At 66.7% G+C, this 13,910-nt stretch carries 10 protein-coding genes; 7 read left to right on the top strand and 3 right to left on the bottom strand.

The window, feature by feature from the left end; all coding sequences use genetic code 11:
- Nucleotides 1–62: 62 nt before the first annotated feature.
- Complete coding sequence (locus HKW67_RS09610; protein WP_171225180.1) at nt 63–1,283, bottom strand: amidase; 1,221 nt, start codon at nt 1,281–1,283, stop codon at nt 63–65.
- Nucleotides 1,284–1,404: 121 nt separating this feature from the next.
- On the opposite strand from HKW67_RS09610, the gene HKW67_RS09605 reads away from it, so the two are divergent.
- The 7 genes from HKW67_RS09605 (at nt 1,405) to HKW67_RS09575 (ending at nt 10,560) form a co-directional block, all read left to right on the top strand.
- The gene (locus HKW67_RS09605; protein WP_171225179.1) at nt 1,405–2,487 is read left to right on the top strand and encodes a beta-propeller fold lactonase family protein; all 1,083 of its coding nucleotides are present in this window, start codon (nt 1,405–1,407) and stop codon (nt 2,485–2,487) included.
- A gap of 9 nt (nt 2,488–2,496) precedes the next feature.
- Entirely contained in the window at nt 2,497–3,768 is a 1,272-nt protein-coding gene (locus HKW67_RS09600; protein ID WP_171225178.1) for a TolC family protein, read from the top strand.
- A gap of 68 nt (nt 3,769–3,836) precedes the next feature.
- Nucleotides 3,837–4,901 (top strand): efflux RND transporter periplasmic adaptor subunit, encoded by a 1,065-nt coding sequence (locus HKW67_RS09595; protein WP_171225177.1) that lies wholly within the window; start codon nt 3,837–3,839, stop codon nt 4,899–4,901.
- A gap of 10 nt (nt 4,902–4,911) precedes the next feature.
- Entirely contained in the window at nt 4,912–8,001 is a 3,090-nt protein-coding gene (locus HKW67_RS09590; protein ID WP_171225176.1) for an efflux RND transporter permease subunit, read from the top strand.
- Nucleotides 8,002–8,085: 84 nt separating this feature from the next.
- Complete coding sequence (locus HKW67_RS09585; RefSeq protein WP_206044664.1) at nt 8,086–8,412, top strand: PepSY domain-containing protein; 327 nt, start codon at nt 8,086–8,088, stop codon at nt 8,410–8,412.
- Between the two features lie 32 nt (nt 8,413–8,444).
- Complete coding sequence (locus HKW67_RS09580) at nt 8,445–9,137, top strand: response regulator transcription factor (RefSeq protein ID WP_230981160.1); 693 nt, start codon at nt 8,445–8,447, stop codon at nt 9,135–9,137.
- The gene (locus tag HKW67_RS09575; protein ID WP_171225174.1) at nt 9,127–10,560 is read left to right on the top strand and encodes a histidine kinase dimerization/phospho-acceptor domain-containing protein; all 1,434 of its coding nucleotides are present in this window, start codon (nt 9,127–9,129) and stop codon (nt 10,558–10,560) included. The genes HKW67_RS09580 and HKW67_RS09575 overlap by 11 nt, the downstream gene beginning before the upstream one ends.
- Here the strand turns inward: HKW67_RS09575 and HKW67_RS09570 are convergent.
- Together HKW67_RS09570 and HKW67_RS09565 are read right to left on the bottom strand one after the other, a co-directional pair.
- On the bottom strand, nt 10,557–11,735 hold the full coding sequence (locus tag HKW67_RS09570) for a YncE family protein (RefSeq protein ID WP_171225173.1): 1,179 nt from the start codon (nt 11,733–11,735) through the stop codon (nt 10,557–10,559). The two genes, HKW67_RS09575 and HKW67_RS09570, sit on opposite strands and share 4 nt — an antisense overlap.
- Entirely contained in the window at nt 11,732–13,765 is a 2,034-nt protein-coding gene (locus HKW67_RS09565) for an Ig-like domain-containing protein (RefSeq protein WP_171225172.1), read from the bottom strand. The genes HKW67_RS09570 and HKW67_RS09565 overlap by 4 nt, the downstream gene beginning before the upstream one ends.
- Nucleotides 13,766–13,910 lie beyond the last annotated feature (145 nt).

Raw genomic sequence — 13,910 nt, 5'->3', positions numbered from 1 at the left:
AGAGGGGTTGAGCGTAGTTCTCTGCGCCCCCTGCGCTCTCTGCGCCTCGGCGTGATCTTTCCCTAGGTCTCCGCGGTTCGCACGTCGATGTGCTGAACCGCCCCAAATCGCGCCGCGATATCCAGCAGCATCTCATCGTTCCCGCGCGCGGCGATCATCGATAGGCCGATGGGGCACTTGTTCAGCGTGCCGAACGGCAGGTTCACTTGTGGTAGCCCGCCCAGGCCAGCGATGCAAAGCAGGGCCAACGCGCGCTCGCGGAACGCGACTGTTTCCGCCGGCGGCCGCTTCAGCAGCGGAGCGATATCGGGCACGGTGGGGAGCAGCAACACCGCATTGCCCGCGAGCAGCTCATCCAATCGCGCCATGATCTCGGCGCGTCGATCACGCATCACCGCGACCTCCTCCGGCTGAACCTGCGCGACGGCTTCGAAGCGTGGCCCCACCTGCGGGCCGAACTTCGGACGCACTCGAGTGATCCATGCGCGATGCGTGCGCCAGATGTCGTCGTATTGCAGCACGCGAAACACGTCGAACCACGCGGGAAGTCCTTCCGCGCTCACCGTTACCGGTTCCGCGTCGCCCAGCAGCGCGGTCACACGGGCAACGGCCGGTGCCAGCGCGTCGGCCGCGCCCGGAAGTGCCAGCGCAAAGGCGTCCTGCGCCAGCAACACACGGCCAGCTGTCGCGGGAGCCCCGCCGAGTAGTACCTCGCCGACCTGCGCGACTAGCGCCGCGTCGCGGGCGAACCATCCAACCGTGTCGAAGATCGGGGCCAGCGCGCAGGCGCCGTCGAGCGAGATGCGCCCGTGCGTGGGCCGGATGCCGTAGATGCCACAAAAGCTCGCCGGTGCCCTCACGGAGCCACCCGTATCACTGCCGATGGCAAAGTCGACCAAGCGGCCCGCCACGGCCGCCGCCGAGCCGCTGGACGACCCGCCTGGCACCCGTTGCGGCGCCGCCGGATTCAACGGCGTTCCGTAGTGCGCGTTCTCCCCGGTGAGACTGAAGGCCATCTCTTCGGTGTGTGTCTTTCCCGCGAGCGTGGCACCGGCGTCGAGGAGCGTTCTCGCCACCGTCGCCGTGGTGGACGCCTCGCCGTGGGACGCGAACCAGTCCGGGCTGCCGAACCCCGTACGATGCCCCGACACGTCGAAGATGTCCTTGAGGCCGAACGTGAGGCCGCGCAGCGGCCCGCTGCCAGCGCCGGGGCGATACACGTGGGTGTGCTTGCAGAACGCGCCGAGGTGATCGCGTTCGAGGATGCTGTCCCGGAGAGGCATGCGAGAGAAGATCGAGTCCAACGTGCGTTTCGGGAATAGCGGCACCGGCTGTCACGATTCTGACATGCACGGGGCATAGCCTTGAGATCGTAAGATTTCCCCCATCCCGGCACGGACTCCGATGCAACGTACCTCCGCTTCTCAACGGCGAGCACTCCCCCGGTGGCTCACCACGATCGCCGCCGGCGGATTGGTCATGCTCCCGGCACTCTCCGCCCACGCACAGGCCGCGGCGGCTGCCGGCTATCACATCGTCAAGACGATCCCCGTCGGTGCCGAAGGAGGGTGGGACTATATCAGCATCGACGCTGCGGCCCGTCGGCTCTATGTGTCGCACGCGAGCAAAATGGTGGTAATCGATATCGATCGCGACACCGTGGTCGGAGAGATGCCTGACACGCCGGGCATTCATGGTATTGCGATCGCTCCCGCGCTTGGTCGCGGATTTACGAGTAATGGGCGTGACAGCTCGGTGACGATCTTTGATCTGAAGACGCTTGCGGTGCTCGGGCGCGTGAAGGTGACGGGGGCGAACCCCGACGCGATCCACTTCGATGCGGCAACCCGTCGCCTCTTCACCTTCAACGGACGCAGTGCGAACGCCACGGCACTCGATGCTGTGACCGGAGCGGTACTGGGGACGGTCGCGCTGGCGGGGAAGCCGGAGTTCGCACAGACCGATGGGAAGGGGCGCCTGTTCGTCAACATCGAGACGGACCCTGGCCAGATTCAGATTATCGACACCCGCAGCATCAAACTGACCGCGACGTTCACGCTCACCGGGTGCGACGCGCCCACTGGCCTCGCCTACGATCGCACCCGCGACCGCCTCTTCTCCGTGTGCGGGAACCGCGTCCTGATGGTCAGCAATCCAACGACGGGCAAGGTCGTCACGACAGTGCCGATCGGACCTGGCGTCGACGCGGTGTCGTACGATGAGACCGAAGGGCTCCTGTTTGCGTCGAACGGCGGTGACGGCACGATGACGGTCATCAAGCAGGACGGTGCCGACCGCTATACGTCGCTTGGTAACGCGACTACCCGGGTGGGATCACGCACGATGACGATCGATCCAAAGACGCACCGTGCCTATCTGGCGACCGTGCAGTACGGCCCAACGCCGGCACCCACCGCCCAGCAGCCGCGGCCGCGCGCACCGGTCATTCCTGGCTCCTTCGCGATTCTCGTGTTGGACCGCAAGTAGATGAGGCGTGTGTCGCCTGTCGTGCGCTGCGGCGTGTCGTCGATCGTGGCACTGGTCTGTGCGATGGCCCCCGGCGCGACGGCAGGGGCACAGGCACCTGTGATCACACGGCGGAACACGCCGGCGACCTCGCGGGCGATCTCGCGGGCCGAGGCCGTCGCGCTCGCGCTCTCGAGTTCCACGCGTCACACGCTGGCGCGATCCGATGTCGCGTCGGCCACGGCGCAACTCTCCGCCGCGCGACAGTACGAGAATCCGGCGTTGACGACGTCGTACAGTAGTGCGGCGCCGCAGGCGCATGTCACCCTCGATGTCCCGATCGACTGGCCTGGACTGCGCGCGCCACGCATCGCCGCCGCTCGCGCGCAACTCGGAGCCGCGACGGTGCGTCTCACGCTCGCCGATGTGCTGTTGGCCTTCGATACGGATACCGCCTACACACGGGCACAGGCGCTCGCGGCGCAGGCCGACTTGCTCGCCGCCACCGCGCGCGATGCGGATAGCCTGCTGGTCCTCGCCCGCGTTCGGCGCGACGCCGGCGACGCGAGCGATCTCGATGTCGAGATCGCGACGCTCTCCGCTGGTCAGCTCGCCAACGCCGCGAGCGTGGCATTCACCAGCACGGCCACGGCGCTGCTGCGTCTCCAGCGCATCATGGGCGTGTCGACAGACTCGGTGCAGTTCGTACTCGCGGACACGATGGGGTTTACGGCACCAACGCCGGTGGCGCCGCCCGACGTGACCACGGGCGTTCCGCTGACCGTTGCTGCGGCCGATCTCGATGTGCGCGCGGCGGAGGCGTTGGCGAGACTCGAACGTCGCCGGTCCGCGGGGGCGCCGTCACTCACCCTGGGTGTCGAAGCGGTCAATCCGGGTGGACCGGGCGGGCCGCTCCCGCTCGTCGGTGTGAGTCTGCCGCTGCCGCTGTTCAATCGCAATCGGGCGGCGATTGCCCGCGCGGACGCCGATCTCGTGCGCGGTCGGACGCAACTGCGTCAGGCCCAGCTCGAACAACAATTTGACGTGCGCCTCGCGCAGACGGAGGCGCTGGCGGCACGCAGGCGCGCCGAGCAATCGCTCCGCCTCCTCGCGTCCGCTGAACGCGTCGGTGCCCTCTCGCTCCTGGCGTATCGCGAAGGCGCCACGACGCTCGTGAGCGTCATCGAGGCGCAGCGCGTGGCGCGCGAGGCGCGCGCGCAATGGCTCGAGGATCTGGCGGCGGTGCAGATCGCTGAGCGCGTGCAGCAACTCCTCTCGTTTCGCCTTTCCACTACGCCGTGATGCCACGCCTGCACCCTGATCCGACGAGAGATCCTGGACACGCGCCGCGGCGCGTCCCACACGCGCGCGTGACGCTCGGCGCCGTCGTGTTGCTCGCCATCTTCATCGGCTGCCGATCCGGTGGAGATGACTCCGAGGCCACGTCCGAAGCCGATGCGGCACCACGTGCGTCGGCCGTGACCGCCACCACGACGCGCGTCGACACGGCCACCTTCACCGAGATAGTTGACGCCGTCGGTGTGGTCACGGCGCGGATGGGGGGCGAGGCGTCGTTGTCGGCACCGGCGCCCACCCGCGTGGTACGGATCCTGGTGACCGTGGGCGACCGCGTGACGCCAGGGCAGGCGCTCGTCGAGTTCGAACCCGCGCTCTTTGAGGCCGCGTGGCGGAGCACCGAGTCCGCCCGAGAGACGGCCGAACAGGCACAGGTACGCGCTGAACGTCTGGTGGCGGCGGGTGTCATGCCCCGACGTGAGCTGGAGCAGGCGAATGCCCAGCTGGCGTCGGCGCGGGCGGACGCCCTCGCGGCGGATCGGGCACGACAGCTCTCCACGCTGCGAACACCGATCGCCGGCGTCGTGACGCGTGTCGCCGCCGTGCGAGGCGCGAACGTGAACGAACAGCAGTCACTGGTGGATATCGCCGATCCCGATCATGTCGACGTGGTGCTGCAACTCGCTCCCGATGTGGCGCATCGCGTGCGCGTGGGACAGCCAGTGACGCTCCGCTTGAATGCCGCGACCGGCGCAGCATCGATCGGCACCGGCCGAGTGGCCGACATCGCGGCGCTGGTCGACAGCAGCAGTCGTGCGGTCGCCGTACGAGTCGCCGTTCAGCCCTCGTCCGAACAGCGGCGCTTGGGCGAAACGGTGTTCGGCTCCATCGTCGCCGAATCGCACCACGGCGCCGTGGTTCTTCCGGAGCAGGCCCTGGTGCCGCACGAGGAGGGCTACCGTGTGTTCGTGGTGGATTCGGCCGGCGTTGCGCACGCCCGTGACGTGTCGGTCGGCGGCCGCAGCGCACAAGGGGTGTGGATCCGCGACGGCGTGCGCCGTGGCGAGACGGTCGTGACCGCTGGTGCGTATGGTCTCGACGACGGCTCGTCGGTCGTGAGTGCCGGAGCGAAACGGTGAGTCGTTGCTGATGTCGTCACGCCGCACGCTCTTCGATGCGCTGCACGCGCAGCGTCTCTTCGTCTATGTCGTCGTAACCTTGCTCAGCGTGGCCGGCGTGTGGTCCGCGATGCGGCTGCCGTCCGCCGTGTATCCCGAACTCACCTTCCCGCGCGTCACGATCATCGCGCAAGGGTCCTCGCTCGGTGCGAGACAGATCGTGTTCTCGGTGACACGACCCATCGAGGAAGCGGTCAGCATCGTGCCCGGCGTCGAGCGGGTGACATCGCGGTCGATTCGAGGCGCCAGCGAGGTCAACATCACGTTCGCTGAAGGCACGTCGATGGAAAGCGCGCTGCAGCTCGTGCGCACGCGCGTCGAGCAGATCCGCTCGTCGCTGCCGCCGGCGGTGCAAGTCGAGGTCGAACGCCTGACGCCGGCACTCTTCCCGATCCTGTCGTACAACCTGGAAGGTGGTGACGCCGCCACGCTCTTCGACATCGCCCGCTACCAGCTCAAGCCGGTACTCTCGCGCGTGCCGGGTGTGGGTCGCGTCGACGTGCAGGGTTCGGATATGCGGGAGATCGAAGTCGTGGCCGACCCCGCGCGTCTCGCCGCGGCCGGTATGACGTACAACGACCTAGCCGCTGACATTCGGGCGGGTATCGCGGTGGACGCGGTGGGGCGGGTGTCGCGGGACTACAAAGAGTACCTCGTGGTCTCGAGTCAGGAGGCGCACTCCGTGGAGGACGTCGAGAACGTCGTCCTGCGCCGCGGCATGCGCGTGCGCGATCTCGCGCGGGTGCTGCTGGGCACGGAGGACCACGTGCGCCTCATCTCCGGGAATGGCCATCCGGCCGCGTTGTTGAATATCACGCGACAGGTTGGCGGTAACACGGTGGGGGTGGCCGACAGTGTCGCCACGGTGGTACGGGCGCTCGCCACGACGCTGCCGCCGGGCGTGCACTTCAGTCCGGTCTATGATCAGGCGGCGCTCGTCCGTGAAGCGGTGTCCTCGGTTCGCGACGCGATGCTGATCGGCACGTTCCTCGCCATCGTGATTCTCCTCCTGTTCCTACGGCACCTGCGCATCACCGCCATCAGCGCGATGGCCATTCCGCTCACGCTGGCGATCACCGTGCTGTTGATGTCCGCGTTCGGGCAGACCTTCAACCTGATGACGCTCGGCGCCATGGCGATCGCCATCGGTTTGGTGATTGATGATGCCGTGGTGATCACGGAGAACATCGTGCGGCATCTGGCGCTCACAACGGACCGTTCGATGGCGATTCGCGAGGCCGTCGACGAGTTGATCTGGCCCGTGACGTCGTCCACCGCCACCACCGTCGTCGTGTTTCTTCCACTCGGCCTGCTGCAAGGCGTCACGGGCCAGTTCTTCGCCGCGCTGTCGCTCACGTTGACGACGAGCGTCGTGGTGTCTCTGGTGCTCGCGCTGAGCATCATACCGTTGTTGAGTGCTCAGTTCCTCCGTGAGCAGGACGTGCCCGTCGTCGAGAAGACGCAGACGGTGACCGGTCGCGTCGGTGCCTGGCTCGATCGACTATCGACGCGCTACGCTGACCTGCTGGGCGGTGTGCTCCATCGTGCCGGGGCACTCTTCGTCGTCGCGTTGCTGCTCGTCGCCGGCGGCGTGCTGGCCTATCGCGCTGCGGGGAGTGGCTTTCTTCCCGATATGGACGAGGGCTCGTTCATCATCGACTACGTGACACCAGGGGGAACGGCGCTGGCGGAAACGGATCGGCAACTGCACATCATCGAGCGTATCCTCGCTGAGACGCCGGAGGTGAGCGGCACGTCCCGGCGGACGGGCGCCGAGCTTGGATTGTTTGCGACTGAACAGAACACGGGAGACATTGCGGTGCGACTGCTGCCTCATGCGCAACGCACCCGGCCGATCAGTGAGATCATCGACGACGTGCGGGAACGTGTGGAACGTGCCGTGCCGCGCGTGCGTGTCGAGTTCATCCAGATACTGTCGGACGTGCTCGACGATCTGTCTGGGGCGTCCTCGCCAATGGAGATCAAGCTGTTCGGCCCGGAACTCGCCGTGCTCGATGCCTATGCCGTGCGGATCGGACCGAAGGTCGAACAGGTGGCTGGACTGGCCGATTTCTATTCGGGGATTCCCGAATCGAGCGCCGAGCTGGCCATGCACGTCGATGGCGATGCCGCGCAGCGGGTCGGGCTGTCGGCCCAGGACATCAGCACGAGCGTCGGTGGCGCGCTGCTGGGAGTCGACGCGGGAGAAATCAGACTCGATGATCGGGCCATCGGCGTGCGGGTGCGAGCGCCCGATTCGGTCCGCTTCAGTGTTGCACGTCTCGCCACGCTGCCGGTGTGGACCCCTCGAGCCGGCCGTTCCACACCACTTGGCGGGTTGGCCAGCTTCATGCCTGGCGAGGTACGCAGCGAACACTTGCGCGAGAATCAGCAACAGCTGGTGATAGTCACGGCCGGAGTCGAGGGGCGCGCCTTGAGCGCCGTGATGGCCGACGTACAGGCCATTCTCGCGCAGAATCCCGCGCCGGCCGGAGTTCGCGTTGAACTGGGTGGACGGTACGCGAGTCAACAGGCCGCCTTCTCCACGCTCCTCCTCGTGCTGGCGCTCGCCGCCGTCTGCGTGGCGTGCGTGATGGTGTTGCAGTTCCGCTCGCTGGTGGAGCCGCTGGTGGTGTTGCTGGCCGCACCGCTGTCGTTCGGAGGCGCGTTCGGATTGCTCGTGGCGACCGGCGTCTCGCTCAACGTGTCGAGCTTCATGGGACTGATCCTGCTGGTCGGCCTGATTGTAAAGAACGGCATCATCTTGCTGGATTTCACACGGCATCGCATGCTCGTTGATGGCGTCGATCTTGAAACGGGAATTCGCGACGCGGCCCGCATTCGCCTGCGTCCCATTCTTATGACGACGTTGTGTACGCTGTTTGGGCTGCTGCCGCTCGCCCTCGGGATCGGCGCGGGTGGCGAAATGCAGAAGCCGCTGGCGATTGCCGTGATCGGAGGTCTGGCGTTATCCATGCCGATTACGCTCTTCGCTGTTCCCATTCTGCTCGTGGCCGTGCGCGGGCGGAGCTACCGACTCATTCCCACGGCGACTCTCTGATCGAGGAATTACTCCATGCGTAACCGGATTGCGTGCGGTCTTGTCGCGCTGACACTGACGGCGACTGTCGCGTCAGCCCAGGCTGTGACTGTAAAGGAAGAGAAGGCGGGGCTGCTAAAGCTGGCCAAGGTCACGCCCGCCACCGCCACGGCAACGGCACTGACGAAGGTGCCGGGTGGCAAAGTGCAGAGCGCAGAAATCGAAAAGGAAGACGGGAAGCTCGTGTACTCGTTCGACATCAAGGTCGCGGGCAAGAGTGGCATCGAAGAGGTGCTCGTCGATGCGCTGACGGGTGCCGTGGTCGGTGTCGAGCATGAAACACCGGCCGACGAGGCGAAGGAGGCGAAGGAGGACAAGGCAAAGGCAGCAAAGGCCAAGGTTCCGCCCGCGGTGAAGAAGCCGGGCGCGTAGCCGCTTCAGGTCTGCCTGCTAGCTTGATCCGTATGCGAGTCCTGGTGGTCGAGGACGATGCGGAGGTTCGCGACTTCCTGCTTCGGGTCATTCGCGAGGCCGCTTGGGCGCCCGACGGTGTGTCGGATGGTCAGGCGGCGCTCGCCGCGCTCGCGCGCGGCCCGTACGACCTCGTCGTACTGGATGTCGGCCTGCCGGACATGGATGGCTTCGCGGTGTGTCGTGCGGTGCGGGCACGCGGTGACCGCACGCCGGTGCTCGTGCTGACCGCGCGGAACGCGGTCAACGACCGCGTGCGGGGACTCGACGCCGGCGCCGATGACTATCTCGCCAAGCCGTTCGCGGTCAGTGAGCTGCTGGCCCGGCTTCGTGCCTTGGCGCGACGCCCGGCTGTCGCGCTCGAGCCCGTGCTGCGATTGGCGGATCTCGCGTTGGACAGCGCCACGCGTCAGGCGAATCGGGCGGGAATGCCGATCGTGCTCACGCCGCGCGAGGTCGCGTTGTTGGAGTATCTGCTGCGCAATGCGAGACGGGTCGTCAGCCGTTCGCAGATTCTCGATCACGTGTGGGATGACAACTTCGATCCCGTGGCCAACGCCGTCGATGTGCTGGTGGGCCGACTGAGGCGCAAGATCGATGGTGAGGGACTGCTCCCGCTCCTGCACACCGTCCGCGGCACCGGCTATCTCCTGACCGATCGCATCGGCGGTGACGATGGCCATTAGTCGGCTACGGCTTCGGCTTGCCTTTGGCTTCGCGATGGCGTTCGCCGTCGGCACGGGCCTGCTCGCCGCCGGCGGACTTGCGTTCATGGCGCGCGAGTCGACGCGACGCTTTGACACGCATCTTGACGGGATTGGCGCTGGACTGATCGCCGCGGTGGCGCGCGAGTACGCCGAAACGCCCGACTCGTCGTATGCGTTCGTGGCAGGCGAAGTCGCGGCCGAGTGGCCCGACAACGGTGACGCCTTTCTGCTGCTCGCCGTCAGCGGTACGCTGGCGGCGCTCCGAGACCCTGACGGGGCCGGGCAACGCGTGTTGGCCGTAATGCGGGACCGCCCCGCGACGCGCTTCGATGTTGATCGGGGCGGTCCGGATCTCCGCGGCCGCTTGATCGACACGACGATCGTCGTGACAGTCGACGCCGCGACGACCTCGCATCGAGTCCGCGTCGTCACGTTTGGTTCGACCGAAGGCATCGAGGCCGACACCGAGCTGCTCCTCGTCGTCATTGCCGTTGGCGTACCGCTCATTCTTCTGGCGAGCCTGCTGGTCGGCTACCTGCTCGCCGGGCGCGCCATGGCTCCGGTCCGGCAGCTATCGCAGGATATTGCGGCCATCGCACCAACCGATCTCTCTCGTCGGCTCTTTCCGCAGTATGGCGGCGACGAGCTCGGGGCGTTGGCCGCGGAGTTCGATGCGCTGATGATCCGACTCGACGAGGCGCAGCAGCGCAATCGACAGTTCGTGCGCGAGGCGGCACACCAGATTCGCACGCCACTCACGCTCGTGCTGGGTGAAGCCGGGCTGGCACTCGACCCGGTGGCGGGCACGCCCGCGGCCGCGCCGGACGCCGAACGGCTTCGATCGTCGCTGGCGCGCGTGCGCACAGCGGCCGAGCAGATGCGCCGTCGCGTCGATGAGCTCTTCCTCCTGGCTGAAGCGCGCGCCGGCGAGGTGGTGCGTCTCGAACAACGCGTAGAGCTCGACAGTCTCGTGCTCGAGTGTACGGATCTGATGCGGGCCAGAGCGTCGGTGACGGGACACGCGCTCGCGATCGGCGACGCGGAACCGGTCACGGTGCTGGGGAACGCCGCGCTGTTGCAGGAGGCACTGCTCGAACTGGTCGAGAACGCCTGCCGGCACGGGGTGCCGACGGCGCCGATCACCGTCTCGTGTCGCGCGGTGAGGGGCGAGGAGGCGCGAGGCGAGGTGGCGCACGCCGGTGAGGCCATACTCGAGGTCCGCAACGACGGCCAGCCATTGACCGAGGCGGCGACGCGTAGTCCGATGGCGCCAGCGAACGACCGAGGGCTGGGCCTCTCGATCGTGCGCTGGGTGGCCACTTCACATCATGGACGCGTCGAATTCCTGCATAGCGCCGGTCACAACGTCGTGCGCATCGTGGTGCCCGTGCTCGCGCGCTAGCGCTTTACCGGCTCCGACCGCAGAAAGTCGATGCCTCCCGCCTGCTGTCCGACGTCCACCGACGCCACCTTCTTGAGTGTGCCGAGGTCGATCACATCCACCGTGCCGGGTTCCGAGCCCACGCCCTCCACGGAAATGAACGCGTAACGGTCGTCGTCGGACACGGCGATGCCGTGTACGACCTTGCGCGTGGTGGGAATACGGGCGAGCTCCTTGGCCGACACCGCGTCGAACACCGACATCGACGCGTCGCGCTTATTGGTCGCGATGATCCGCGCACCATCGTGCGTGGTGGCCAGGTTGTACACGCCAGGTCCGGCGGGAATGCGACGGACCAGCGTCCACGACTTCGTGTCGATCTCCAACAAGTCGCTCGACTTGTTGCACGCGACCCAGACGCGTGAGCCGTTGCGCGATGGTTGCGCCCACGTGGGAGAGCAGGAGATGTCACCTGGCTTCGGTGGCTCCATGCCGTGACCCGACATGTCGGTGGCCGCACCGCCGTGCGCCGCATGATCACTCGCGCCGCGCTCAGCCGGCGCGCCCACCATGCCCATCTCCTTCCCCTTCGTGAGAAAGAAATGGCGGCTCACCGACAGCGTGCTGGCATCGATCTCGGCCAGCGTTTCATCCATCATGCAGGCCGAGTAGTGCTTGGTACCGTCACTCGAGAGTCGCGACCCGTGTGGCATCGTGCAGGTGCGGATGCGCGCGATCTCCACCATCTCCTTCGCGGCGACCACCGACACATCGCTCGTCTCCATGTCGCCGTGCAAATTGAAATTCACGACGAATACGAGCGCACCATCGGGCGAGACCTGCGCTGTCGCGGGAAAGTTTCCCAGCATCACGCTGCCCAACTGCGTGTCGGTCGCGGCGTCATACTTCACCAACTTTCCGAACGGCGTGCCGTGGGCGATCGTCACGAAGTACTCCTTTGCGTCTGGCGAGATCGCCACGCCGTGCGGACCAGCTACTTCCATCTTCGACCAGCCCACGTACTTCTCGCGCTCCACGCGTGCACCGGCGGGACCGAAACGCACCAGCGCCACGCGGTCCACCGATTCGCTGGCGACCAGTACGAGGTAGTCGCGCATCGGCGGCTGTGCACGCAGCGTGGAGCTCGCGCACAGCATCGTCGTCAGCAACGCCACGCGCATGGAGCGAGACGTCACGGAATGACCTTCTTCACCGGCTTGGGTTCGATGCGGATGATCCACAAGCCGTTGTTGTCGTCGTTCACGTAGGCGAGTCCGTCCTTCGGGTTCACGACGACGCCCCATGTCATCGCCGCGTTCTTCACGTGACCGTCCATGTCGGCGGTGTTGAGATGGCCGATTTCGCGTCCCTGCGCGCGCAAATCGCCGCGCAATTCCCCCGAGATGTCGAACACGCGGAAGCCGGCGTTGTACGCGCCCATGTAGAGCGAGTCACCAGCCACCCACACGTTGTGCACGCCGCCGTACTCCGGCTCGTAGAACGCCACCGCTTTCGGGTTGGCGATGTCGGACACGTCGACCACCTGCAGGCGACCGTAGGCGCGACCGGCAGCCGCGTCCTTTGTGCCCTTGGGCCCGGCGGCGGGGAAGACTTCGTCGGCAATGAAGACGTAGTTCTTGTGGCGCCACGCGGTGTGCGTACCGCGAATGAAGCCCGGGCCGCCGTCCACTTCCACCTGCTTGTACATCGCGTTCAGGTCGTACTTGAACTGCGACACCTTCACCGGATTCGACGGCGAGCCGCCCTTGATGCCGTTGCCCACGTCGAGCACGATCAGGCCGTCGTTCCAGTAGCTCGCGTACAACAGGCCATCGCGCAGGTCGATGTCGTGCAACGAGCGGCCGGCGTCGGGACGCCCTTCCGTTTTCCAGCGTGCCACTTCCTTCGGGTGATACGGATCGTTCACGTCGATCACGTGCAGCGCGCCGGTACCGTCGTTCGTGAGGAAGATGAACGTGCCGAACTTGTCCTGCTTGTACACGAACGCCGAGTGCACACCGCCGGTGACGCCATCGGTGAATTCGGCGATCGGCTTCGGATGCGCCGGATCATCGAGCGAGGCGATTACGATGCCGTTCTTGCGGTCGCTCGCGCCTTCGCGCGTGAACACCAGGAACTTGCCGTCGGGGAACGTCATCACGTCGTTCACGCGTCGCGTGTTCGAGATGATCGAGTCCGTCACCTTCGGATCGGCCGGGTTGCTGATGTCGAGCGCGTACAGCACATCGCCGCCGCCGCCCGAGCCCAGATAGGCGTGCTTGCCGTCGGGATGGATCCAGACTTCTTCCGTGGTGAATCGCGTACGCGGGAGGCGGCCCACCAGCGACAGCGGACGGCGTACGTCACGCGGCGCCAGCGTGATCGTGCTCTCCACGCTACGTGCGCCGAACGACGCGGTGATCGTGTAGTCGCCGGGCTCGTAGCCCACGAACGCGCCATCGGCGTCGATCTGTCCCTGTCCGGGTGAAAAGCTCCAGGTGGGCGTGAGCCCGGTGACGGCCTTACCGTTCGCGTCCTTGGCGTTCAGCGCGAAGCGCAGCACGTCGCCCGCGCGCGCTTCCACGTGCCCCGGGGTGAGTGTGAGCGACGACAACGATGACGCCGCCACCACCACGGGCAGTCGCTGCGTGACCGCACCGGACGTGGCGACGATCGCCGTCGTGCCGGCCCTGGCGGCGGTGATCAGCCCGGTGGTCGTCACACTCGCCACAGCCGGATTCTCGCTCTTCCACGTCACGCGATCGCCACGCGCATCGCCGCTGGCCGAATACGCCCGTGCGGTCGCCCGTACGCGTTGGCCGACCACGAGCTTGGGCGAACTCGGCGACAACTCGATGCGAGCCGCCGGCCCCGGCACCGCCGTGATCTCGATGACTTCAAACGTGGGTGCGGCGCCCGGCATGGTCGCCGTGACCGTGATCGGCAGAACGGCCGTCGAGCTGGCCGTCACCAGGCCGAGCGAATCCACCCGCCCTTCAAAGCGAGCCGAGCCGCCCAAACGGTATCGCACCGTGACGCCGGAGAGCACGTTGCCCTGCGCGTCGCGCGCTTCGGTGCGCAGGCGCATAGTGTCGCCTGCCACTACCGTACGGCTGGCCGGAGTGATCACGAGTCGGGCAATCTTCGGCGCTGCCTGCGCTGACAGAGCGGCGAGCGGAGTCGCCAGCGCCAGCAGGACCGGGGCGATGGTGAAGGAACGCTTCATGGGCAAAGAGGCTCGGGAAGGGGGCCAGCAGGACGTTTGCAGGGTGCGAGCAGCGGGCTGCGCAGCAGGTAATAATGGAACCTGCGCGTGCTCGCGGCGAGCGGCAACTCGCGACTTCCCTCGCCCTGCTTCCCGCCGCAGCTTA

Origin of the sequence: Gemmatimonas groenlandica, assembly GCF_013004105.1 — a bacterium.
GTDB lineage: Bacteria > Gemmatimonadota > Gemmatimonadetes > Gemmatimonadales > Gemmatimonadaceae > Gemmatimonas > Gemmatimonas groenlandica.
This window is presented reverse-complemented; position numbering and strand designations above follow the sequence as displayed.